This window comes from Spirochaeta dissipatitropha, from assembly GCF_054657935.1.
In genome coordinates this window covers 193,195-216,331 of the sequence record NZ_BAAHXT010000007.1, presented here as the reverse complement: position 1 = coordinate 216,331, position 23,137 = coordinate 193,195, and the positions used below count along the sequence as shown (strand labels likewise).

Here is a 23,137-nt window from a genome sequence, read left to right as displayed (position 1 = left end):
TGAACCGGAAGCCCTTGATGAACCGGAAGCCCTTGATGAACCGGAAGCCCTTGATGAACCGGATGCCGATTATGCTTCTTCCTTTGATCCGAACGAGCTTGATATTGAAGTAGTAGAAGAACCCTATATTAACCCTCCAATTGAAGAAGCTGATGAAGATTATCTGAAGGAATCAGAGGAAGAAACAACCGGTGATAATCAAATGGTGTCAAAAGCTGCCTTTTCCGGAATCGAAAAAGAATTGCACAGCATCCGCGAGGAACTTGCTGCGCTGAAATTCGAACTCTCTCATTTGAGATCGCCACAACCGCAGATAGCGCTGCAGCAGGATCCGGATGAGTCGGAAAAAGAAAACGCCTCTGAAACCTCGATCGAGGACCCGATCGAAGAACAGCAACAGCAACAGATACAGATACAGATACAGGAAGATATAGATTACCCTGCAGAAGAAGAATCAGAGGATAGCCTTGAACAGGAAGAATCAGAATTTGTTTCGGAGCCTGTGCTTGATACCGAATCCATTGATACCGAATCCATTGATACCGAATCCATTGATACTGAAGAGAGTGAAGAAATTGCCAGAGGATTCTTTGAGGACGATGATGATGATACGATTGCTCTGACAGGAGATGAACTGGAAAACATCCTCAATACTGCAGAGTTTACAGAGCAAGCAGGTACCTCGGTTGATCCGGATTATGATCTGGAAGGCACAGAGATCATAGAAGATACCCCGGATGATGATGAGATAATTGAAATACCTACTGAGTCTGAACAGTTTAATACCGAAACTGAAGTCATAAATGATCAATCAGATAGTGAAACTATTCAGGAAGATGATGAAGAAGAAATCAGTGATTACGAAGATACTCTACCCGATGTTGAGGATGAAGATATTGTCGAAGGCATAGTACTTGAAGAGTTCACAGAAAGCCCTGAAGATAGTGAAGATAGTGAAGAAGCTCTGAATAATGCAGACGCAGAAATCGACGCATTATCTGATGAATCAGTAGACGACGATCTTTCAATGGCTAGTGCAGAAATGGATTTTTCTGATGAAGATGACTCGATACAGAGTATGGCAAGCCTGGATATCGACGATGAACTTGAAGATATCGACAACTATAAAGCAGAATATGAAGATGAGAGCATTACTGAAGAACTGGACGAACTTGAAATAGACAGTGACTTCGATATTGCCGAGCCTGAACAGGAAGGACCAGAGGTAGAAGCTCCTGTACAGGATACAGTATCAGATAGTCTTGAAGCAGAGATACCTGTTGAGGAGCTTGCTGATTCCGGTACGGCCCTCCCCGAATCCTCAATCACTGCAGAGGAGCAGGAAGAACATGAGATCTCTGAGCATTCTGATGATCTACCAAGTGGCCTCCGGGAAGAAATCAGATCAATTCTCAGTTATATGGATCAGTTGCTGGAAAGCCTGCCTGAGGAAAAAATTCAGGAGTTTGCACGAAGTGAACATTTTATCGTTTATAAAAAGCTCTTTGATGAATTAGGGCTTTGATTCCGTCAATACGGGCGAGCTTCTTATGGGATTAATGCAAAGAGTTCTCCAGGACAACGATCTTCTACCCCATCGCTCTATAGACAGCCCTTCGCTGATGCAGAGAGCAATGGGAGCAGCAGATCTCCATAGATCTGTCAGTGAACTTCTCCAGGAGAGTAGCACAGAGCTTGAGCCAGAACAGATTGTTCTGGCTATCAGCGAAGAAATAAATGCAGTTCCATCCGGTTTCTTTTCTGCAAATTATATCCTGAATATTTTATGTAGATGTCTTGAATGGAGAGTTGGTATTTTCCTGCTTGAAGATCCCTTTTCAAGTTCTTACAGTCCCGCTGCAGGTCAAAATATTGACCCTACTTCGCTCAGAAGACTGCATTTGACCGGTGATTTTCTTGAAGATACAGTCGGCAGGGATCTACTTCAAGGCAAAACCGTCAGAATTAGAGCTGATGAGCATGAGCCAAACAACCTGTGTGCTATGTTGAGTACAGGCCTCAGAGATGACACCAGCTGCCTTCTGATATTTCCCATCCAACGAAAAACTCAGACTAAATCAGTTTCTGATACTATTACCTCTCGATTATCTGGTTTAATAATGTTTGCACTTCCGTCAGCTGCAGAAACAGAACACCTGTTCGATACAAGGATTCTTATCTGCAATCTACTCCTGCCGATACTAAGCGATAAACTAATTCTTTCCAGGCCAATCAGTAGCAATGGCTTCAAGAAACCAGTACTCACCTTTCTTAGCAAAACTAAAATGAATAGCCGCAATGCTGTGAAATTCTCACTCAATGCAGTACTCGACTCTGCTGAATCAGTGATACCGTGTACGAACAGAAGCCTGCTCTTTCATCAATTTTCATACATAATCTCGGAAGCAGTAATTCAGTTTGCACTTTGTGCTATTGATTCAGAGACCGAAACAATTCAGATAAGCATACAACAAAAAGGGATTTCGCCCGATTGTGTGTCTGCAGGACTAAGAATCAAGCTTATGGAAATTCTGCCTGATGAGCTTGGATCGATCATAAATGACACAATTTCAGCGGATCATGGCTGACAGAAATTCGTTCAAAATCGACACAGTCAGTTTACACTCAGCATATAATCCCGAGATACAGGCTGAACGCTTTATTACTAACGAAATACATAACAGACCAGCATGTATACTTATAGTTGGAGAAGGCTATGGGTATATCAGCAGATCCGCTGAAAAACATTTTCCGGGGAGCAGAATCATATCAATACTGGCGTCTCCCAGGCTTCCAACGCTGGAGTCAGGTGAATACTGCCAACCTGATAATGATCTGGAACTATCGGTATATCTGACTCAGAAATTGAATTATAGAGATCTTGCTTCATTCTCAATTCTCTTCTGGCCACCAGGATGCAGGCTCCTGCAAACTATCTGTCCTGATTACATGCAGATTATCCATCAGGTAATAGAGAATGTTCAGATGGAATTGATTACTCTTGGATCTTATGGAAGAAAGTTCATTGGAAACAGCATAAGAAACCTCACAGCTATCAAGGAGCACCAGTTCGAGCTACCGGACAAACAGGCATTGGTAATTGCCCCGGGAAGCAGTCTGGATGAGCATATTGAGGAAATCCGCAGGTATTCCGATAACCTCTTTATACTAAGCTGTTCTTCATCTCTGCATCCAGTTTTATCAAGAGGAATTATTCCCGACGCTATAATTACAAGTGATGCTGGATTTCATGCCGGCGGATTGTTCCATTCATTAACAAGACGCGGCCATTCAAGCATCCCCGTATTTTCGACCATACAGGCTAATCTTCCTTCAAATCTGAATAATCCAGTATTTTTCTTCGGCACTGCTGGTAGTTTAGAAAATGATCTTTTTTCATCCTGTTCAGATTTCATTTCAGACATTTCTTCTACCGGTACTGTTACCGCCGCTGCTGTGCATTTATTACGGGCTTTGGGGTTCAGATCCATACTCTTTGCCGGTCTGGATTTATCTACATATCATGGCAAAACACATGCTGCGAATCACAGTTCGACCTTATATCTGTTGAAAACCTGTTCGAGAATACAACCAATTAGCAGCAGCATTTTCCATCGCTCAATTCAATCGTCCAGAGCTATGGCATATTACAAAGGCTGGTTTTGCGCGCAGTCAGAAAAAAACAATGATATATATGTTTTATCAGGATCCGCAACCTGTTTTCCCCGTAAGACAGTGAAGGAATACAGCAGTATAAGACCAGCAGGAGTCAGGAGGATGCCGGTTATACGTAGTAAACAGTTAATAGACCGGAATACCAGAGAGCAGATTCATAATTTTCTTCTTACTCTCGATTCAGAGGTAGAAGAATTTCTGGATCAGTGGATAAGTACTGATACTCTTCCAGTTTATATGCATAGGGCGACAGATGCCTTGATTTATACTGCACTACCGGCGCTGACTCAAGAATCGAACCAATCAGCAGATACGGCACGTCAGATGTGGAATGCTTCGCTTGATAGGTTCAAGGATCTGATTAATGCGTGACTTCCCGAATGAAATGCTTTCCAAAAACCTGTTGGCCCTTTCAGGTTTCAATGCTGCTTCAGCAACTTTTATTGGCGAAGCCTCAATCACTGATGAATGCTATGTGGAAAAGGCAAAATCAGGATTATCCGTTCCATATATCAGAATCGGAGGGAAGTTCCGCCCGCTACATTCACAATTTGATCCCGAAAAGGAAGGTACTCGCCTTGCTGCTACCGCAGAGACAGGTGGATTTATAATAGTACTGGGTTTCGGAGGTGGATATCATATCAGGGAACTACTAAAAAACCCAAAGGTAGAATCTGTAATCGTAATTGATTTCAACTTCACCTATTTCAGGACTGTGCTCTCTGAAATGGATGTTACAGATATTTTCCTGGACTCTCGTGTGCGACTATTTATCAATCCCTCAGATTCAGAACTTAAGACTTTCCTGCTTGAACGGTATATTCCAGCAATTATGGGTGATATCCGAAGCATTCCTCTGAGATCGCGAACTTCTATGCTTAATTTAGAATTCGAATCTGTCATGAACACAATACAGCAAACCATTGAGGCTGTATCTGATGACTATGCAGTACAAACCAGATTCGGTCGTAGATGGATGACAAACACTATGGCAAATCTTGCAATAGCAGGAGATGCAACAGGCACTCTGAGTCCACAGAAGAACTGTATGATAATTGCCGCGGGACCAAGTCTGGATATGTACCGTGAGGAGATTCGTGCGGCAGCCGAAAAGTCCTACTGCATTGCCACTGACACCGCAGTGCCATGGCTGGTAGCACACAATATCCGGCCGGATATAATTCTATCTATTGATTGCCAACTCGTGACCTACCACCATTTTTTTCAGGCTATCTTTGCAGACATTCCGGTAATGTTTGATCTGGCATCACCGCCTACACTCACTCGTCAGGTAAGGAACCCCCTTTTCTTCTCATCCGGGCATCCTTTTTCCCAATATGTAAACAGCCATTTCAAGTATTTCCCGAGCATAGATACATCTGGTGGAAATGTAACACATGCAGCTGTTTCACTTGCGGCCTCTATTGGTGCATACAAGATTACAATCTATGGAGCAGATTACGGATATCCAGATGGAAAAACATATGCCAAAGGAACTTATCTGTATAACTATTTTCAGTCACATGAAAATCGGTTAAATAATGCTGAATCACTGCTGAGCAAATTTATCTTCGATAGTCATAAGATAGAAAAACGAAAATGTGAAAAAGGAATATTTTACTCTACACCTACTTTAAGAAGTTATCAGCAGCGCCTGTATGGATTAATTGAGAGTATTCCAGCCGAAGTATGCGCTGTATCACCTTATTCTGCCCTGACAGGAAATACAGAAAGAGTTTCATCTATACATGAACTGCCGTTACTCAGGTGGCATAAGGGAAAACATAATTCATGGAGAAATTTTCTTGAGGCTTACTCAGCAGCGCTGCTGCGTCTGAATGTTCCCAAAAGAAATATAACACAATTTTTTACTGAACAAGATCAGGAGGATTTATACGTCTGGATGACTATTTTCCCTTCGGTATCCTATTTCCGTAATGTCGGAATGGCTGATGTAGAAAATCTACTAAAACACTCAATCGACTGGACACTCAAAGAAATTCGTAAAACACTGCAGGCACATCCGTAAATATTCTTTTTTTATTGGAAATACCCGCTGGAGCATATATACTTGGCCTATGAAGAATGCTTCGACCTTTATATTTTATACAATGACTGTATTGGCAGTGCTTGCATCTATTTCAGTAAGCGTTTACCTGTTGTATCAGGAACGGTCACTTCGCAGCAATCAGGGACAGGAAGTACTGCAGGAGTTTGTTCATACCTGGAATGGCCTTGCAAGGGAGATACAGTTGCCGGATGATGAAACCGGGTACCAGAACCTGTTTCCTCGCTGGATTCGGGATTTCATATCTTCATATCCTGCAATACATTCACTTGCCGTTGATGATGATGCAGGAAACGGTATGTTTATCTGGACTGTACATACAGACCGGGTGAATGAAATTACTTACGAGAATCTGGAATCAAGCATTCAATCACTGGATGATAGCCCATCGTGGAGAATTCAAATGACATATCGAGTCATAACTTCCGATGTCCTGCTGCAGATTTTCCGCTATATTGCATATATATGTATCATCTATACTTTGTATCTGCTTATTTCATTTCTTATCCAGTTATTCACAGCTGCGGGGACATCAGACTTATACGGTGAAACAGATCAGTACACGGAAACATTTACGGAAAACGAGCAAGTGCGGGAGACATCTACAGAACCTGCAGAAAACCTGAACGGAAGCCTGACGACAATCGACCGCTATTTGAGTGAATCAGCCATGCAGGAAACCGAACTGAGTCTGATGCTGCTGTTTTTATTTGATCAGGATGAAATGCCATCGGCTCAAAACTGGCTGATAAAGAGGTACACTGACTCCGATAGGGTTATCAGCATTGAGTCAGGAAACTATGCTATTCTTCTTCCGGGTATCAATGTCCATGCAGCAGTTCAGGAGGCAAGAACCGTACTGGAGTACTGGCCAGAACGTGGGTTTGCCGGCATAAGCGCGCGCAATGGACGCCTTCTGGATGGAAAGACACTGCTTAAGGAAGCCAGGGCGGCTCTGGACAGGGCGCGTCAAAATGATGAAACAGTTGTCGGATTTGAACCTGATCCACAGAAATACAGGAATTACATAGCATCACTTACAGAAAACAAGCCAAAATAGTCATAAAAGCACAGACCTTACTCAGCCTGTAGTATCCGCTGGTCCTGCCAGTAATCCAGCCCCTGGTGAAGATAAAAAGATATAGTAGTATCGATTGCCAGAATCTCCTCGGAATCCTCGAATCTGAAGTATTTCTCCCGGGAATTCGAGCTCACAAACCCGAACAGACCTGAAAGTAAAACGGAATCCTCGCGGCTGTAGACATCAAGTCTTATGGGCTGACCAAATCCGAGGCGGTCAGAGTCCGAGGATGATAGAGATACCTTCCGGCGTTTTCTCAATTCCTGCAGAACGTCAAGAAAAGCTTCCACCCTGTCATTACGAGCAGGTAGCCGGATTGAATCATCCTCGATAGAAATTAACCAGTCTCCATTATTCATGCTAAGTATTAAAGATGGCTGGTTATAATGTGTTAAATGTATTTCTTCTGCATTCAGTAGAAGTCCGTCATCAATAAGAGCAGAAAGTTTGGTGTTGTCGGAATCAACCGATCTGTTACCAAATATCACAATCAGCACCAACAGGAGAACACAAAAAGCATATGAGATATTTCTGACACCGAAATAATCTATATATCGGTTCACAAGAAATCTCCGGTAAATTTTTTCCGCCGGTACAGGAGAAACAGAAAACCGGCAACTGCGATACTAATAGGAATTAAAACGGTATGCAGCATAGTGACAAATCTGGCCCTCGCCTGAAAAAGTTTCTCATCCTGAATCAGATTTAATCGGAATGTTCGCTGACTTCTACTGCGTATCTCCATGAGATCAGAGTCATTTGTTATCCAGTCAGCGATCATGGAAATGAACTGTGTATTATGCCAGCTTTCAGCAAACTGTATGAGATCACTGGTGAAATCAGAGTCTGCGATTACCAGTAATCGTCCACCTTTATCGACAGGATTCTCCATAATATGCTGGTTTGATCCGAAAAAGGACAGAAAAGAGCCGGATATTTCACCTGCAACTATATAGTTGCCATCTCTTTCAACAGCTGTGTTGATTGAGGAATCCGCCTCATCGGGGTTTATATAAAAAGGATATCCGACAATCCAGGAATTACGACTGGCATGCATTAATACTTCAGTATTCCTGAATGGTCCGGGTACAAGTCTCAGTAAACCCGGCCAGAACAGGTCAAGGCCGATAAAATCAGCCGTGAGGATATGGTCAGGATTCACATTTGCAGAAGAGATGTCAATCCAATGAGGATAATCCTGATATAACTGATACTGGATACCGCCACTACTGTGCTCTACTGGAATCCTAAGATTCCTTTGGTCAAGAACCAGATTCTGTTCAAGCATAGCGCCATGATGTGAAAGCCATTCCAGAGCTATTGAGTCCCCCAAGGGAACAGGATGCATTCCTGCATCCAGGTCAATTTCAACTGGTGAAACTGCAGCGATAATTTTCCCTCCGTTCACAAGATATTCGTCAAGGTAACGAATTGAATCAGTGTCAAGATCAGCGGCCCCGATCAGGAAAACAGAAGATGTATCTGGTGGTATCTGCTGACCTCTTTCGAGTTCAAATAGATTATAATCCCGGATCAAGTGTTCATGAAAGAGCCTATGCGTTCCTTCAAGACTCAAGCCGTCTGTGCCAAAGAGCACAGCAATCCGGGGAACATTATTCAAAACCAGCCGTCGTAAGGCACTGCTTATCTGATACTCGATTATGTCTGCATTAAATACAGTAGGAAAGGTAAAAATCTCGTCACCGTAGGATAGAACCAGTCCTGAATACACTGTAGCAATACTCGACTGATTATCCTCAACGATCTGGATCTGTTGAGGCTGAACACCACTATTCTGAGCTTCACGTGCGACTTCAGATGAGGAAGGATCAATAATATGAAGTTCAATTCTGCCCTTTGAAAACTGAACATACTCCTGAAGTAAATCAATAATATCCTGTGGAACCGGGCTCAAGTTCTTCAGCTTCGGAGAAATATAGAAATCAATTCTGAGATAATCAGATATATCAGAGGCGATTCGACGAGAAACCGTACTGATCGAATTATGTTTACCTGAACTGGCATCAATCCGGAGTGGATAACGACCAACAATTACCGAGATAAACACAAAAATAAGGAAAATCAGAATGAATGAAATGAGTGAATACCGTTGACTCTTATACATGATTCACCGCCATTTTCTTAAAAATAAAATCTGCACATTCAGATACAGAAAAGCCGTAGTTGAAGTGAGAAAAAAAGCAACATCCCGACTGTCGATAACTCCTTTATTGAAGTCTGCAAATCGATGACTCAGTGAAACACTGCGTATTAATGAACGAAAAAAATCCGGCATATTACTAAATATCAATGCATGATCGATGAAATTCAGGCTAAGCAGAACAGCTGCTGAAATGAGGAAAGAGCTGACCTGGTTTTTGCTCAGGGAACTGACCAAACAAGCAAATGCTGTATACATGGCTGTAAAAAGGATAACCCCAAAATACGCAGTGCGGATCTGACCATGATCAAAATTACCAAAAGTAACGAGGCTGACAGGTACACTTACACTTATCAGTACAGCCAGTAGTATTACAGAATACGCTGCCAGGAATTTGCCGATGACAAGCTCAGACTCGTAAGCCGGAAAGGAAAAGAGGATTTCAGCGGTACCTAGTCTGAATTCTTCAGCCCAACAACGCATAGTGGCAGCAGGAATCAACACAGCAAACAGCACGGGAAATATATCGAAATAGATCCGCAATGAAGCTGTATCCCTCGCAAAAAAGTTCTGAAGAAAAAAAAGCCAAGCAGCTGAAAAAACCAGAAACGAGATCAGAACCAGATATGCAACAGGAGAATAGAGGCTGCTGGTGAAATCTTTCCTGAATACAAGCAAGATATTCCTGAGAGAAACTATCAGTCTCATTGCATATCCTCCTCAGCCATCAAGGCAGTAAATATTTCTTCCAGACCATACTGCACAGGAGTCAGCTCAGATAAAACATAGCCTTTTCCGGCTGCAAATCTGAATAGCGCAGCTCCAGCCTCGTCCTGATTATCAATCGAAAGAGATATTCTGATTCTATGTCTCTGTGCTGAAGTACTTCTGATCAGCTCTGCCCGGATACAGCTCTTGTCTGTTTCAAGTGAACGGAGGATGGTATTACTGTCAGCACCGCTTAGCGATACTTCATAAACCGTATCGGCTTTAAGTCTGGAAGCTATCTCATCACTCGTTCCTTCAGCAATAATCTTACCTAAGTGAAGAATGATTATTCGGGTACATACAGCCTCGACTTCCTGCATGATATGAGAAGAAAACAACACCGTTTTGTTTTTTCCTGATTCGATTATCAGCCGGCGTATTTCCTGCACTTGCAGAGGATCGAGACCACTCGTAGGTTCATCAAGTATGAGGATTGGAGGATCATGAATAATTGCTTGTGCGATCCCGACTCTCTGTCGGTAGCCCTTGGACAAGGTATCAATTCTCTGCCTGCTGACGCGTTGTATACCGCATTTCGATAAAGTCCGTGCCAGAGCATCATCAATCTCACCGCTCTTCATACCTCGCATACCTGCTGCAAAGCGAAGAAATTCGCTTACCTGTAGGTCTCCGTACAGCGGAGCGTTTTCCGGCAGATATCCTATAATTTTTTTTGCAGAATTTGCATGACTTGTAATGGGAAAACCACCAACATGGACCTCCCCTGAACAGGGGTAATGATATCCAGTCAGCATTTTCATTATGGTAGTCTTCCCGGCTCCATTCGGCCCGAGGATACCAAGCACCTCACCTGGCTTCGCTTCAAACGAAACCTTATTGACCGCTGCGATCTCCCCGAAATTCTTTGAGATTTCCGATACTGAAATCATATTCCGCTCCTCTAATCAAGGTACGGCATATCCAGTTGCATCCCGTCCCTGGCTGAAAAAGTATTTGGAAATACTTCCTGGGCTTCTTTTTCAATAGCCAGAATATCTTTTTTGGTATATCTGGCGCTAAAATGAACCAGTCCCATTCTGCCGATATCTCCTGCGGCTCGTGCGAGCTCGGCAGCCTGTACCCCGGTCATATGCTTTTTCTCAGCTGCTGCGGCCGCTTCTTCATTCAGATACATACCTTCACAGATTACAAGGTCAGAATTACGCATCTCTTCTGACAATCGCGGTACCGGCAAACTGTCTGTGATAAAAGTGAACTTTCTTCCTCGTCTGGTTTCACCCATAACATCACTGCTTTTTATAATCCGGCCATCCTCAAGTTCTACTTCCTGGCCGCTCTGAAGTCTTCCCCAAAGATGCCCAACAGGTACGCCTAGTTCAACAGCACGCTCAGGATGAAAAACTCCTGCTCTGGGATCCTCAATAAATGAATATCCATAGCATGTGCGTGAATGCTGCACAGGAAATGATCTGACTGAAAAACCGTCACCGCTGTAAACAACTTCAGGCAGCTCAGGTTTCATGATTTCCCTGATAACTATCTCATAGTTGATATACATATCCAGAGCTTTTCTGCTGCTCTCAATGTATTCACGTATTTTTGGCGGGCCATAAATATATAAAGGAGTATCACGATCCACCTGCGAGCTCAGCATCAGAATACCCGGCAAGCCGGTGACATGATCTGCATGAGTGTGAGAAATAAATATTGCACTGATCTTCTTCCAGCGTAATCCCAGACGTCGAAGTGCAACCTGGGTTCCTTCCCCGCAGTCAAATAAAAAAAGCTCACCCTCCCTGCGAAGCAGCACGGATGTGAGATGACGTCCAGGCAGCGGCATCGAACCACCGCTGCCTAGAACATAAGCTTCCATATTCATAAATTTACATCCTTGAATCTGCAGGGAAAATCAACTCAGTCAATGAACCCAAAGATCATCAAAACCTAGTTCAAATGGAACATCCTCGGAATAATCAAGTATATCATAACCAAAACCGTGAAGCTGAAGAAACTCGCGTTCATAAGCATCAAGGTCAGCACTTGTTTCCAGTGACTCAGGTGACAGGTTATGCCACAGTTCCATGACTTCTTTCTGAACATCTTCACGAAGTTCATAATCATCGAGTCTGATGCGCATTTCATTATCAAGCTCAGGTTCACCAGCTATTTTATCTGCAAACAATCTATACATCTGCTGTATGCAATTCTCATCAAGACCTCTTTTCTGAAGAACCGTTGTAAGAACTCCAATGTACAGCGGGACAACTGGAATAACAGCACTCGATCTGGTGATCAAGGCCTTATTAACTGATACAAATGCACGTCCCTTCACATCTTCCATGATTTTGTTCAATTCATGTGCGCTAGCCTCTAGATGTTTTTTTGCCTGACCGATGGTACCGTCACGATATACAGCCCGGGTAATCTCCGGTCCAATGTATGATAACGCAAGGGTCACACAGCCCTCTGCGAGGACAGATTTACTTCGCAGCACATTTATCCAATCCTGCCAGTCTTCTCCGCCCATAACCTTGACTGTTTCAAAAGCCTCTTCCTCTGTAGCCGGCTCAATACTGACTTTCGAGAGACTTCGTGTCTTCAAATCGATAGAAGTTGCTGTATACGTTTCATTAAGTGGTTTAAGCACTGACTTATAAAGATCACCTGTCTCCGGATTAGGTCGAACCGGACTTGCGATACTGTACAGAACAAGATCAACCTGACCTAAATCAGCTGCAATCCGCGCTGCTGTCGCAGTTTTCACCTCATTACTGAATGCATCACCATAGATTGATTCTGCATACAGGCCGTCTGATTTTGCTGCCTTTTCGAAGGCCTTTGTATTGTACAAACCGACACTGGCAGGCCGCTTCCCGCTTGACTCCTTCTCGAAGGATACATTCAAGGTGTCCGCCTTCCATCCATAGGCCAGAGAAATGCGCCCGGCCAAACCATATCCAGCGGATCCTCCGATAATCAGGACCCTGCGGAACCCATTTGTCTGCGCACCCTGACTTTTCACATATTCTATCTGCTGCCTCACCAGCTCCTCACAACCTTTCGGATGCGCGTTCAGGCAGACGTTATTTCTTATCATTGGTGTAATCACCATAGAAGTCCCTCCATATCTGTAAAAAAGAAAAAATAGTCGTCCTACATTAAAACAGTGCACCAAAAAAAACAAGGTGATTTTAAAGTGCTCGAAGCTAGCAGAACCGATTATATCAGGGCTTGCGATTTTCCTGATCCATGAATATAGTGCAATATCAAGGAGTAATTCAATGCAGATGCAGGTCCGTCGATGGAAAGATCTCGGCAAAGATGAAAAACAACGCTATCTATACCGTTCTGAGTTCGATATCAGTGAAATTCAATCCTCAATACGAGAAATTCTTGAAAAAGTTCATGCTGATGGCGATGCAGCACTTCGTGCCTATACTCATAAACTGGATAAAGTTGATTTGTCCTCAGTGTCCCTTATGATCTCCGAAGAAGAATACATTGAAGCAGAAAAAAAACTCCCCCGGAATATAAAAGAAGCTCTTGATCTCGCAATACATAACGTTAAAGTATTTCACGAATCACAGGTTCCATCTGCAGGGACTATGATGCAGATACAGCCGGGGGTTCTCATAGGAGAGCGGCATAACCCAATTGATGCCGTAGGACTCTATGTTCCTCACGGCAGGGGCAGTTTCCCTTCAATGGTTTACATGCAGAGCATTCCGGCAATGCTGGCTGGTGTCCCTCGAATAGTGATGGTGACACCTCCTGAGGCAGATGGAACAGTAGATCCGGCAGTATTATATGCGGCAAGGAAAACCGGGGTACATGAGGTGTATCGAGTCGGAGGGCCGCACGCAATTGCTGCTCTTGCATACGGCACTGAGACAATCCAGAAGGTTCACAAAATCCAGGGGCCAGGGAGTATGTATGTAAGTGCCGCAAAGCGCTTGCTCCATGGAACAGTTGATATAGGAATGCCTGCAGGCCCATCAGAGTCAATGATACTCGCTGACAGGACTGCAGATCCCTACACAGTTGCTCTTGACTTGATTATCGAAGCGGAGCATGGCTCTGATTCATCGGCAATCCTGATTTCGACAAGTGAGCCTGTTGCTGAAGCAGTAGCAGAAATTATTCCTGAATTGATCGAAGAGATCGAGGAACCTCGAAAAAGTTTCCTTCTTGATGTATTTGAGAACTATGGAGGAATTTTCCTGGCGAGTGATCTGAAAGAAGGAGCCGAGATAATCAATAGCTTTGCACCGGAACACCTGCAGATCAGAACCTCAGATCCCTGGGCAGTAAGTGCTCTGATCCGCAATGCCTCGGAAATCCTGATTGGTGAGCATATTCCTTTTTCTATAGCAAACTATATCACTGGTCCGAATGCAATACTTCCCACGGGAGGAAACGCCCGAACCTACTCACCATTGTCCGTACGGGATTTTCTCAAGTATTCATCGATAATTTATCTGGAAAAAAGCGGGTATGATGCACTCAGCAAACCTGTCGTAGCGCTTGCAGAATACGAGGGATTTCAAACCCATGCCAAAGCTATTGCCGACCGTGAAAGAAGTCTATAACAGTCTGTCCCGGGAGTCATCTGATTTCCGGGGCTTAAGCCTGGATGAAGGTTTTCTCTGGATTGAATCACTTACCAATTTCGAATCAAGAAAAATAGACAGCCGTGAATACCGCCTGGATAGAATGCGGCACATTCTTTCTGTTCTGGGCAACCCGGAAAATGATCTTCAGTTCATTCATATCGCGGGATCCAAGGGAAAAGGCTCTACAGCTGCAATGACCGCTTATATCCTTGATGCAGCTGGGTACAAAACCGCCTTATATACATCCCCTCATGTAGTCGATTACAGGGAACGCTTCAGGATTATCAACAATCCCTGCCCGGAGACAATACTTGAGGCTGCTGTGAACAGACTCTACCGAGAGACTGTGATTGAATCCGGCTCATTGTTTAACAGTAACCCGACTACCTTCGAGCTGCTGACAGCTGTTTTTCTCCTTATGTCGCGCGATACCGGCTGTGACTATGCTGTTCTGGAAACAGGGCTAGGTGGCAGACTGGATGCCACCAATGTAATACAGAGTCCGCAGGCTGCGATCTGTACAAGTATAGAACTCGAGCATACTGAAATACTGGGAAATACACTTGAACTGATTGCATCCGAGAAAGCGGGAATAGTGAAAAAATCCTGCCCGGTTTTTACGGGCAACCTACCACCACAGGCGGATGAAGTATTTGCAGCAAAAGCTATCGAAACTGGAAGCACACTGTATAGAATCAGAGATGAAGTCCGGATAACAGAGTCAACAGAAATAAACACAGCCGATCTGTGTTTTAAGGATGGATTTACGATTCATGTCCGGCTGCAGCTGCTCGGCTCTGTACAGTTCGAGAATGCAGCTCTGGCATGTCTGACTCTCCGAACTCTTTTTCCGGACATGAAGAGCACAATATACGAGAAAGGACTCGGATCTGCCCGTATACCAGGGAGAATGCAGCTTCTGGATTCATCACCACCAATAATTATTGACGGAGGACATACTCCAAGTTCGATAGAACGTAACCTCAGTGCAGTCAAGGCGGTTATGCCAGAAGGAGGTGCAGTAATTTTCGGAGCTGTTGAAGGTAAAAATATTGAAGCAATGGCTGAGCTGCTCTGCAGGCTCTTCAAAACTGCAATTATCTGCAGACCAGGCACCTTCCGACCAAGCGACCCTGAAAAGACAGCGGAAATATTTTCCCGCTTCCTGCCCCCTGAAAATATTGATATAATAGAAGATGGCTTCGAAGCTTTACAGAAAGCTCGAAAGATCGCATCCGGAATAAATCAAGGTGTTTGTGTAATCGGGTCGTTCTTTCTGGCCGGGAAAATTCTCAAAGCCTACAAGGAAAACAGTCACCATGTCTCTTAACTGGCAGGAAATTGACCTCATTCTCAAAGAATTACAACTACCCGGCTGCTTTATACAGAAGATAAAACAGCCTGATTTCAGGACCTTGGTACTGGATTTATATCGTCCTGGTGAAGCTTTTCCTCTGATTTTTTCACTGGCAGACAGAGCCATTCGCCTGCACCGCACGAGACATGTGCCGCCTAACGAAAAAGGCTCTCAAAGATTTGCGCAATTACTTCGATCACATATCCAGGGGGGCCGCATTACTGCTGCAGAGCAGATAAACTCTGACCGCCTTGTACGAATCTCCATATTACATGGGGAGCAGGATTATTCACTATTTTTCAGACTCTGGGGTGGCAATGCCAATATATTCCTGACCGACGAGCAGAACATTATTCTTGATGCTTTTATGCGCAGACCGCAGCATGAAGAAGCAAGCGGCAGTCAATTCAGTATTCCTGTCAAATTCAAGACGCCTGATCCTCATGCATTCCCGCTGAGGAATTTTCCGGAAAGCAGCGATTATAACGATGGAATTGATAAGCACTATCACGAACAATACATTAAAATTCGAACTGAACAGTTACAACGCGAACGACTCAAACAGCTTCAGCTGCAGCTGGCAAAGATGCAGAAACAGAGAAAAGATCTTGAGAAAGCAGTCCATGAAAAAGACCGGGCTGAAGACTACAGAACCTGGGGGAATCTACTACTCACACATGCACATGGTCTGACTATTTCCGGTGCAGACCATGTGCAGCTGAATGACTTCGATCAGAACATCATAAGCATAAAGATTCAGCCGGATATATCGGCAGCACAGAATGCCGACAGGTACTTTCAGAAGGCAAAGAAGGCTGAAGCTTCTGCCCTGCGGACACGGGAACTGCTGCAGCAGGTTGAGGACCAGATCAGCCATATTGAAAGTGAAATCCGCTCCGTTAATGAACATCCGGAAATTCTGCTTGAAGAAATCCGATCCGTGAAAAACGGCACGAAAAGTAAAATTCCTCTAAACACACCAGGGCTGCACTTCAGATCCGGAGATTGCAGTATAATTGTTGGAAGAACAGCCAAAGAGAATGACAGCCTGCTTCGTAGATATGTAAAAGGAAATGACTGGTGGCTTCATACACGCGACTACCCGGGAGCCTACGTTTTTATTAAGCCTCCTCCAGGCAAATCAGTTCCCCTCGATGTACTGCTGGATGCAGGAAACCTTGCGATCTGGTATTCTAAAGCAAAGAGCGGACGCAAGGCAGATCTATTTTATACACAGGCGAAGTATCTTAAACGTGTTGGAGGATCAAAAATCGGGCTGGTTATTCCTACCCAGGAAAAGAACCTGAATGTTGAGATAGATGATAACCGTATAAAAAGACTACTTGATCATAACAGACAATCGTAAACAGGAGTGGATAACCACATGAAATACTTTCAGAATATTAATCACAAATCCAGGGAATTTCTTGCGGTGCGTACAGGCATGCCTGCAGGAGCAAAAGGTGTTCAGACCTTATATCAGGACGGACTCCCCGAAGGTACAATCGTTAAAGGTGGAGAAATCCTTCAATGGAAAACAAACGGCTGGAAAACAATAGAAAATGAACTCTATCTTTATGGTGATAATTTTAAAGGCACAGAACTCTCGGAAATTGATAACATGTCTTCACGCAGTGTATTCACCTTTCTTCAAAGACTGCAGGCGGCATTATCTACAGTAGAAGAACACGGTGTGATACTTCCACCGATTTCGATGAGATCTGTACTGTTTCTGGAAGATGGAGGAGTTTTATTTATTCCCAGAAGACTGGCTGAAATAATGCATACCTACATGGATCCGGAACAAGCAAGCAGGGAGGTAGATATACTTTCACATCCCGCTGCAGATGAGAACTATATGCGTTACAGTTTCGCGATCTGCAGCCTGCTGTACAGGTTTTTATGCGGACGAGAACCTTTCCCGGTTCATGAATCTGTAGAGCGTACCAACGCACTCAGTTATACTCCATTAATTCCCATCAAGCTTTTCCAGCCCCAGATCTCCAGCAGTATTGACAGTAGTATTATACAGGCACTGAAAAAACCTCGGGAATTTTCAGTGAGACGAGAGCAACTTTCAGAACTAATGCAGGAAATCGGCAGGCAGATTACTGATTCCCAACTCCATTTCCCACCTGACACAAATGAAAAAATCGAGCGGCTGCAAAAACGAAACCTGGGGATTCAACGCAGCAGATCGTTTCTCTATGTACACAAAGCAAAATTTACAGTTGTCTCGGTTGCCCTCGCAATCATACTTCTGCTTTCCACCCTGGGAGACGGGGCTTCTGACGAACAACATGACTATTCACAATTGGAAGCTGTTGAGGTTGTTGAACTTTTTTATGATAGCTTCAACACACTTGATCACATGGCTATGGAAGAGATCACTGCCAGGAATGTTGGCCGGGCTGATATACGTGCGGTAATGTTTCTCTACATAACATCCAGAGTACAAACCGCATACTCACACTCGGAGAACATAATAAACCCGGCGCAGTACCAGCAGGGACTGATTCCTGATGCTTCACAGACTATCTATGGAATCTCAGACCTGAAAATCGAGATTATTGAGTCAAATCCTGACTCACATTTATATAGCGTCAGCTACATTCTGTGGGCTCCTCACACTGGATCTGATTTGGATGAAGATTTTGAAGCAAGCCTACTGTCGCCACCTGAAATTGAGAGGCTTGCCCGCAAGGACACCGTACGGCTCGAATTCAGCCAGGACCGATGGCTGATTACAGAAATTCTCAGAATCTCTGAGGAGGAGTTACCAATTCTCAAAATAGAACCTGCGGTGAGGCAATAATGCCAGAAGAATGCAAGCAGTCAGAATCCGATAAAATAAAGGCCGGTGCCTATACCCATGGTTATACCTCCGGCAATCAATAATCGGCTTCCCCATACATAGCGTTCTTCCTGGCTGATTACATCCGCAGCGTAAGCTTCACCGAACAGCATGAGTCCTACAGCTGCCAGTTCTACAATGGCTCCGGCAGTAAAAAAACCAACTCCGGTGTTCTGTAATGCTCTGTTGGGAGCAAAAAAACGCTGTCTGGGCTCAACTTCAATATTCGTTCTTTGTGCAGCCGGTAATGCCGCAATTGAAGCCATACCTGGATTATACTCCAGGCGATTAAGACGGCCTAACGGGACCGCTGCGGGATTGCTTTGAGCAAGGGGGTGATAATCCAGAAGCGAGTATGTTCCTATGGCTGTAGACATTGCAGCAATCGAGAACCCGTTTCCCTCTGCATGTACAGGCAGCCCCTCATGCGTGGTTTGATTTAGTATAGTCAGGTTTTCACCTGACACACTCAAAGTGTATGTATATGCATTCTCAAGCAGAATCGAATCACTGACCTCCTGAGGATCTGCATCTTCCAGAAGAGAAGCTTCAATAGATGCTGTACCGCTGAATACAGATATATCAGCCACCACATCTATACCGCCTCCTATATTCCTTGGTCCGTAAGAAAGCTGAACAAGAGCATCAGACAATACCAGTAGACTGCTTCCGATCAGGATCTCGAGCTTTTCTACCTCTTCTGATCGAAGCAGGAGACTTCCAAACGACAGGTGTATTAGCTGGCTGCCTGTTGCAGTCTTCTCCTGAAGCTCCATGGTGCTGTTATTATTAATTCGCAGTAAACCGGATGAATCATGATTCATCTGAATCTCTGCACTGGAATCACCATCAGTCTGAATAATATCCCCGATGTAAAGAGGATATCCCCTCAAATTCTGTGTCTGAGGCTGAAGGCGGTACTGAGCACCGTCACGGTAAACAATAATAATCCCGGCTCCGTCTGCGGAACGAATAAAAGCCGGTGGAACCGCAGCTGAGATGCCCGCGATCACCACAAAAAATAAAAAATATATAAGGGCAGTTCTTCTTGTTCTCATAATTCCTCAAACACTAGCATAACCTCTTTCCTGCGTGCTTGCAATTGCAGACAAGCAAAGTTTTTACAGATATATTAGTGGACATGGATGCATCTACAGGTATTTTGCCAATAGGAAACAGTCTGCTGTCAATTCAGACGCAGCTCCAGAATCTCTCGTCTGAATTACCTGATTTTACAGCACATTTTTCCCAGACAGAAGAATTTTTCATTCAGCTTGAAGATGAGATTCAGATCCCTCGCTTACCTATCCACCACGATGTACGGGAAATGCGCCCAGCTCCGGAAATGGACGATGCGCTATCGGACGCTATCGGAACAGCCATTTCTGCAGTTCCAGGCCTGTTCCGTGGAATGAACTGTTTTTTTCTACCGCAGGATCCAATTAAACCTGGCTTCTATTCGCTCTCGAGATTTCAGGGGAAGCTTTATATGACTCTGATCAGGCTTGATCTATCTTTCAGGCCGAACCAGTTCGCCGTTATCCGGCAGGGGACAAACGATATTTCATCGGCATATAGCTGCAGGAGATTGTACATTGAAGCAGATATACTTCCTGTCAACGAGTTAATTAAGGGTGATGACAGGTTCCATGATCAGGCTGTTATATCGCGCAGTATTTCTGACACATGGATAGGTGAATCCGGCAGGGGATATCTGATCCAGGGAATCTGGATTGACCGGGACATCACAAAATTTCTCAGTAAAGCGATCAGTCCTCCAGATACCCGTATGTATCCCTACTTCCCTCTGAATTGCAAATACCAGGCAATCTGCCATAATCTGGTACAGATTTTACCTGAAAGCAGAAAACAAATTGTTCCGAAACTTCATAATTTTCAGGGCCTTCTGCAGGACTACATTGGATCAATACAGAAAGTTCTGAAAACCGATACATTCAGAAGCGATTTGCCACTACTCAAGGAAATTCAGCAGAAAATTCCACGGTCCTGGAATGAATATCTTGAAAATGTTAGATTAGAGCCATATCTGAACGAGAACAGTCAAAAGGAGTTCCGAATCCATTATGAACCTCAAGAATAAACGCATTACCATTATGGGTCTCGGTCTCCATGGAGGTGGAATCGCCTCCGCCAGATTCTGTGCAGAAAAAGGAGCTGTAGTTACAGTTACCGATCTGCAGTCTGAAGAAAAATTGATGGATTCAATTGCCAGCCTCAATGATTTATCAATTCGATTTGTACTCGGGCGCCATGAAGAACAGGATTTTTCGGACGCTGATATCATTATCAAAAACCCGGCTGTACCCCGCAGCAGCCGCTACCTCAGGCTCGCAAAACGAATAGAAACAGACATAAGTCTCTTCCTGCATTATCTGAAAGGACCATTAATTGCAGTTACTGGCTCAAAGGGTAAATCAAGCACGGCCTCAGCCCTGCATTTTGGACTCCAGCATAATTATCCAGGAGCACGGCTTGGCGGTAACATCACCACCAGCCCACTCTGTTTCGTCGATGAACTTGGAAGTGACGATCCGGTAGTACTTGAGCTTTCATCATTTCAGCTTGGCGACCTACCTCTTACAGGCAGCTGGAAGGAAGGACTCAGGCTCAATCCAGATATATCTGTATTGACCAATATTATGCGTGATCACCAGGACTATTATGAAAACATGGATGATTATGTGAAAGACAAACTGTTAATCTGCTCCGGACAGCAGTCCAGTAAATTCTGCATTCTGCCGGCTGACGACGAGAGATGCCAGGATTTTTCTTCTGTTACCTCAGCTCGATGTTTCTATTTCTCAGCAGAAGATCATGAAGTACTTGGTGGATATTTATTTGATAACAGCGGCTACACTAACGTCACGGCAAAATGTGAACATATTATTCCGCATACAAGCCTGTACAAAGGACCGAGATTGAACTTGCTGGCAGCAGGAATCAGTCTACGTGTGTTCGGACTGCCTGCGTCAATCATAAGAAACCGCATGCAGCAGTTCCCGGGTATTGCACATCGCATGGAAATCGTCTCGGAAATCAATGGTCTACAGTATATTAATGATACAGCAGCAACCATACCCGCAGCTGTATTAAATACGGTCAGCAGCCTTAAAGAGAAGGTAATTCTGATTACAGGGGGAGCTGATAAAAATCTGGACATTTCACCATTTCATGAAATCCATACACACTGCGCAGCCGTAATTCTTCTTGCAGGAAGTGCTAGTGACAGAATAGCGGCAGACTACAATGAACGGGAACTTGCTTTCCAGGGGCCCTTCAACAGTCTCCAGGAAGCATTTTCAGCGGCAAATGATGTCGCGAAAAAAACGGCTGAAAAAACCGGCACAGGTGCAAGCCTGGTGTTATCACCTGGAGCGGCTTCATTCAATATGTTTGCCAACGAATTTGATAGAGGTGATCAATTCAGATCACTGGTACAGGGCTTACTTGCTGACCCCGGTATCAGTTCCTAAAAACGTTTTCTCAGACTGCTGAAATACCAGCTGCGCAATGATTCTGCCAGCCGAAAACAACGGTACAGAGGTTTTCTGCAGGCCTTATCAACAAGGCCGATCCGCCGGATATGCGTACCGCCGAATCCGGTTTTAAATCGATACAAACCGTGCATTGGATGATCAGGATGAGAGGTAGATGGAATACCAAGGAAGTCATAACTGTGACATCCTGCCTCCATAGCATTCTGGATTGCTCTTGCCTGAAGCAGATAAGCCGGCATGAGATTCCGCTTCAGATTGTTGCTTGCACCGTACATGTACGTAGCAACTCCATCATAACGAGCTACAAAAATACCTGCCAGTAAGTCATTTTCATGGTATGCAAGCAGGAAATCTACTGTCGGGCCCTGTGCATCTTCAGCAAGACGGAAAAATGCTTCATAATAATCCTGACTGTGGATAACAATTCCATCACGCTCAGCTGTTTCCTGATACATGGCATACCATGCCCCGAGATCACTGCTGTTTCCGTTGCAGATACGAACCGCTTTTTTTTCGGCCAGTCTAATATTATACCTTGTCTTCTTCTTCATTCCAGCCAACAGTTCTTCCCAGGACTTTCGGAGATCAAGAATAACGGTTGCCGGCACCTGGATTTCTACCGAGGGATGCCGTAACCCTGGAACTGAAGATATGCAGGATTCACGGCTGATTTCATCAAAAGTACAATCCTTGCTGCCGAAAGGGAGATCAAAGCGGAGCGCGATAGGAGGCTGAAAATCAAAATCTTTCTGCATAATAGCATCATATAGACTTTCAGCTACAAGCGCGGTAGAAGACGTAGCAGCTGATACGTCTTCTACAGACATCTCAGGCATGATTTTTTCGGTGGGTCTGGAATTACTGACCCATGCCGGTCCCCAGGGAATATACCAGATTTCACGGCCCAGCATTACCTCACGCCTTAATATCAGCAAGGGCATACCGTCAATCAGGGAATACAATGGTTTCCAGCCGAATAAAGCCTTGAAACGACCCCACCAGGGACTTTGAAGCAATGGCAGACTTATGGTGCTGCTCTGCATATATGAAGAAACCGCCTCTTGATAGGCGGCTTCTGAAC

The 23,137-nt window shown here is 44.3% G+C and carries 19 protein-coding genes; 11 read left to right on the top strand and 8 right to left on the bottom strand.

Annotated elements, in window-relative coordinates; translation table 11 throughout:
• The 5 genes from ACYQ2L_RS10655 to ACYQ2L_RS10635 form a co-directional block, all read left to right on the top strand.
• A partial coding sequence (locus ACYQ2L_RS10655; RefSeq protein WP_487247727.1) for a hypothetical protein occupies positions 1-1,525 on the top strand: 1,525 nt, incomplete at its 5' end.
• Positions 1,526-1,550: 25 nt separating this feature from the next.
• Entirely contained in the window at positions 1,551-2,588 is a 1,038-nt protein-coding gene (locus ACYQ2L_RS10650) for a hypothetical protein (protein WP_460055216.1), read from the top strand.
• Positions 2,581-4,047 (top strand): 6-hydroxymethylpterin diphosphokinase MptE-like protein, encoded by a 1,467-nt coding sequence (locus ACYQ2L_RS10645; protein WP_460055213.1) that lies wholly within the window; start codon positions 2,581-2,583, stop codon positions 4,045-4,047. Before ACYQ2L_RS10650 ends, ACYQ2L_RS10645 begins: the two co-directional genes overlap by 8 nt.
• Positions 4,040-5,704 (top strand): motility associated factor glycosyltransferase family protein, encoded by a 1,665-nt coding sequence (locus ACYQ2L_RS10640; RefSeq protein ID WP_460055210.1) that lies wholly within the window; start codon positions 4,040-4,042, stop codon positions 5,702-5,704. Before ACYQ2L_RS10645 ends, ACYQ2L_RS10640 begins: the two co-directional genes overlap by 8 nt.
• A 49-nt stretch (positions 5,705-5,753) precedes the next feature.
• Positions 5,754-6,803, top strand: coding sequence for a hypothetical protein (locus tag ACYQ2L_RS10635; protein ID WP_460055208.1), 1,050 nt, complete (start codon positions 5,754-5,756; stop codon positions 6,801-6,803).
• Positions 6,804-6,820: 17 nt separating this feature from the next.
• Here ACYQ2L_RS10635 and ACYQ2L_RS10630 read toward each other — a convergent pair whose 3' ends face one another.
• Genes ACYQ2L_RS10630 through fabV form a run of 6 tightly spaced genes read right to left on the bottom strand, consistent with a single transcriptional unit; the run spans position 6,821 to position 12,826 of the window.
• Positions 6,821-7,387, bottom strand: coding sequence for a DUF4340 domain-containing protein (locus ACYQ2L_RS10630; RefSeq protein WP_460055205.1), 567 nt, complete (start codon positions 7,385-7,387; stop codon positions 6,821-6,823).
• Positions 7,384-8,949, bottom strand: a complete 1,566-nt coding sequence (locus ACYQ2L_RS10625) for a Gldg family protein (RefSeq protein WP_460055202.1) — start codon at positions 8,947-8,949, stop codon at positions 7,384-7,386. The genes ACYQ2L_RS10630 and ACYQ2L_RS10625 overlap by 4 nt, the downstream gene beginning before the upstream one ends.
• Positions 8,950-8,952: 3 nt before the next feature.
• Positions 8,953-9,693, bottom strand: coding sequence for an ABC transporter permease subunit (locus tag ACYQ2L_RS10620; protein ID WP_460055200.1), 741 nt, complete (start codon positions 9,691-9,693; stop codon positions 8,953-8,955).
• Positions 9,690-10,643, bottom strand: a complete 954-nt coding sequence (locus ACYQ2L_RS10615; RefSeq protein ID WP_460055198.1) for an ABC transporter ATP-binding protein — start codon at positions 10,641-10,643, stop codon at positions 9,690-9,692. Before ACYQ2L_RS10615 ends, ACYQ2L_RS10620 begins: the two co-directional genes overlap by 4 nt.
• 11 nt (positions 10,644-10,654) lie before the next feature.
• Positions 10,655-11,593 carry a ribonuclease Z gene (locus ACYQ2L_RS10610; RefSeq protein WP_460055195.1) on the bottom strand — a complete coding sequence of 313 codons (939 nt, stop codon included), beginning with the start codon at positions 11,591-11,593 and terminating at the stop codon, positions 10,655-10,657.
• Positions 11,594-11,632: 39 nt separating this feature from the next.
• On the bottom strand, positions 11,633-12,826 hold the full coding sequence (gene fabV / locus ACYQ2L_RS10605; protein WP_460055193.1) for an enoyl-ACP reductase FabV: 1,194 nt from the start codon (positions 12,824-12,826) through the stop codon (positions 11,633-11,635).
• Positions 12,827-12,995: 169 nt separating this feature from the next.
• Between fabV and hisD the strand changes: the two genes are divergently transcribed.
• From hisD to ACYQ2L_RS10585, 4 genes are read left to right on the top strand one after another with little or no spacing between them, the layout of a single operon-like run.
• Positions 12,996-14,303 (top strand): histidinol dehydrogenase, encoded by a 1,308-nt coding sequence (gene hisD / locus ACYQ2L_RS10600; RefSeq protein WP_460055190.1) that lies wholly within the window; start codon positions 12,996-12,998, stop codon positions 14,301-14,303.
• Positions 14,266-15,657, top strand: coding sequence for a bifunctional folylpolyglutamate synthase/dihydrofolate synthase (locus tag ACYQ2L_RS10595; RefSeq protein WP_460055188.1), 1,392 nt, complete (start codon positions 14,266-14,268; stop codon positions 15,655-15,657). Before hisD ends, ACYQ2L_RS10595 begins: the two co-directional genes overlap by 38 nt.
• The gene (locus tag ACYQ2L_RS10590) at positions 15,647-17,050 is read left to right on the top strand and encodes an NFACT RNA binding domain-containing protein (protein WP_460055185.1); all 1,404 of its coding nucleotides are present in this window, start codon (positions 15,647-15,649) and stop codon (positions 17,048-17,050) included. The genes ACYQ2L_RS10595 and ACYQ2L_RS10590 overlap by 11 nt, the downstream gene beginning before the upstream one ends.
• 18 nt (positions 17,051-17,068) lie before the next feature.
• On the top strand, positions 17,069-18,499 hold the full coding sequence (locus tag ACYQ2L_RS10585) for a methylenetetrahydrofolate reductase (protein ID WP_460055183.1): 1,431 nt from the start codon (positions 17,069-17,071) through the stop codon (positions 18,497-18,499).
• Between the two features lie 20 nt (positions 18,500-18,519).
• Here ACYQ2L_RS10585 and ACYQ2L_RS10580 read toward each other — a convergent pair whose 3' ends face one another.
• Positions 18,520-19,596, bottom strand: a complete 1,077-nt coding sequence (locus ACYQ2L_RS10580) for a FecR family protein (RefSeq protein WP_460055181.1) — start codon at positions 19,594-19,596, stop codon at positions 18,520-18,522.
• 83 nt (positions 19,597-19,679) lie between these two features.
• On the opposite strand from ACYQ2L_RS10580, the gene ACYQ2L_RS10575 reads away from it, so the two are divergent.
• Both ACYQ2L_RS10575 and murD read left to right on the top strand, forming a co-directional pair.
• Positions 19,680-20,639 carry a hypothetical protein gene (locus tag ACYQ2L_RS10575; protein ID WP_460055179.1) on the top strand — a complete coding sequence of 320 codons (960 nt, stop codon included), beginning with the start codon at positions 19,680-19,682 and terminating at the stop codon, positions 20,637-20,639.
• Positions 20,623-22,032, top strand: a complete 1,410-nt coding sequence (gene murD / locus ACYQ2L_RS10570; RefSeq protein WP_460055176.1) for a UDP-N-acetylmuramoyl-L-alanine--D-glutamate ligase — start codon at positions 20,623-20,625, stop codon at positions 22,030-22,032. The genes ACYQ2L_RS10575 and murD overlap by 17 nt, the downstream gene beginning before the upstream one ends.
• On the opposite strand, the gene ACYQ2L_RS10565 is transcribed toward murD, so the two are convergent.
• Positions 22,029-23,099, bottom strand: a complete 1,071-nt coding sequence (locus ACYQ2L_RS10565; RefSeq protein WP_460055173.1) for a lipid II:glycine glycyltransferase FemX — start codon at positions 23,097-23,099, stop codon at positions 22,029-22,031. The two genes, murD and ACYQ2L_RS10565, sit on opposite strands and share 4 nt — an antisense overlap.
• Between the last annotated feature and the right edge of the window lie 38 nt (positions 23,100-23,137).

Coding starts and splice junctions, on each gene's coding strand:
- ACYQ2L_RS10650 (WP_460055216.1), top strand. CDS start 1,551: ATGGGATTAATGCAAAGAGTTCTCCAGGACAACGATCTTCTACCCCAT.
- ACYQ2L_RS10645 (WP_460055213.1), top strand. CDS start 2,581: ATGGCTGACAGAAATTCGTTCAAAATCGACACAGTCAGTTTACACTCA.
- ACYQ2L_RS10640 (WP_460055210.1), top strand. CDS start 4,040: ATGCGTGACTTCCCGAATGAAATGCTTTCCAAAAACCTGTTGGCCCTT.
- ACYQ2L_RS10635 (WP_460055208.1), top strand. CDS start 5,754: ATGAAGAATGCTTCGACCTTTATATTTTATACAATGACTGTATTGGCA.
- ACYQ2L_RS10625 (WP_460055202.1), bottom strand. CDS start 8,949: ATGTATAAGAGTCAACGGTATTCACTCATTTCATTCATTCTGATTTTC.
- ACYQ2L_RS10620 (WP_460055200.1), bottom strand. CDS start 9,693: ATGAGACTGATAGTTTCTCTCAGGAATATCTTGCTTGTATTCAGGAAA.
- ACYQ2L_RS10615 (WP_460055198.1), bottom strand. CDS start 10,643: ATGATTTCAGTATCGGAAATCTCAAAGAATTTCGGGGAGATCGCAGCG.
- ACYQ2L_RS10610 (WP_460055195.1), bottom strand. CDS start 11,593: ATGAATATGGAAGCTTATGTTCTAGGCAGCGGTGGTTCGATGCCGCTG.
- fabV (WP_460055193.1), bottom strand. CDS start 12,826: ATGGTGATTACACCAATGATAAGAAATAACGTCTGCCTGAACGCGCAT.
- hisD (WP_460055190.1), top strand. CDS start 12,996: ATGCAGATGCAGGTCCGTCGATGGAAAGATCTCGGCAAAGATGAAAAA.
- ACYQ2L_RS10595 (WP_460055188.1), top strand. CDS start 14,266: ATGCCAAAGCTATTGCCGACCGTGAAAGAAGTCTATAACAGTCTGTCC.
- ACYQ2L_RS10590 (WP_460055185.1), top strand. CDS start 15,647: ATGTCTCTTAACTGGCAGGAAATTGACCTCATTCTCAAAGAATTACAA.
- ACYQ2L_RS10585 (WP_460055183.1), top strand. CDS start 17,069: ATGAAATACTTTCAGAATATTAATCACAAATCCAGGGAATTTCTTGCG.
- ACYQ2L_RS10580 (WP_460055181.1), bottom strand. CDS start 19,596: ATGAGAACAAGAAGAACTGCCCTTATATATTTTTTATTTTTTGTGGTG.
- ACYQ2L_RS10575 (WP_460055179.1), top strand. CDS start 19,680: ATGGATGCATCTACAGGTATTTTGCCAATAGGAAACAGTCTGCTGTCA.
- murD (WP_460055176.1), top strand. CDS start 20,623: ATGAACCTCAAGAATAAACGCATTACCATTATGGGTCTCGGTCTCCAT.
- ACYQ2L_RS10565 (WP_460055173.1), bottom strand. CDS start 23,099: ATGCAGAGCAGCACCATAAGTCTGCCATTGCTTCAAAGTCCCTGGTGG.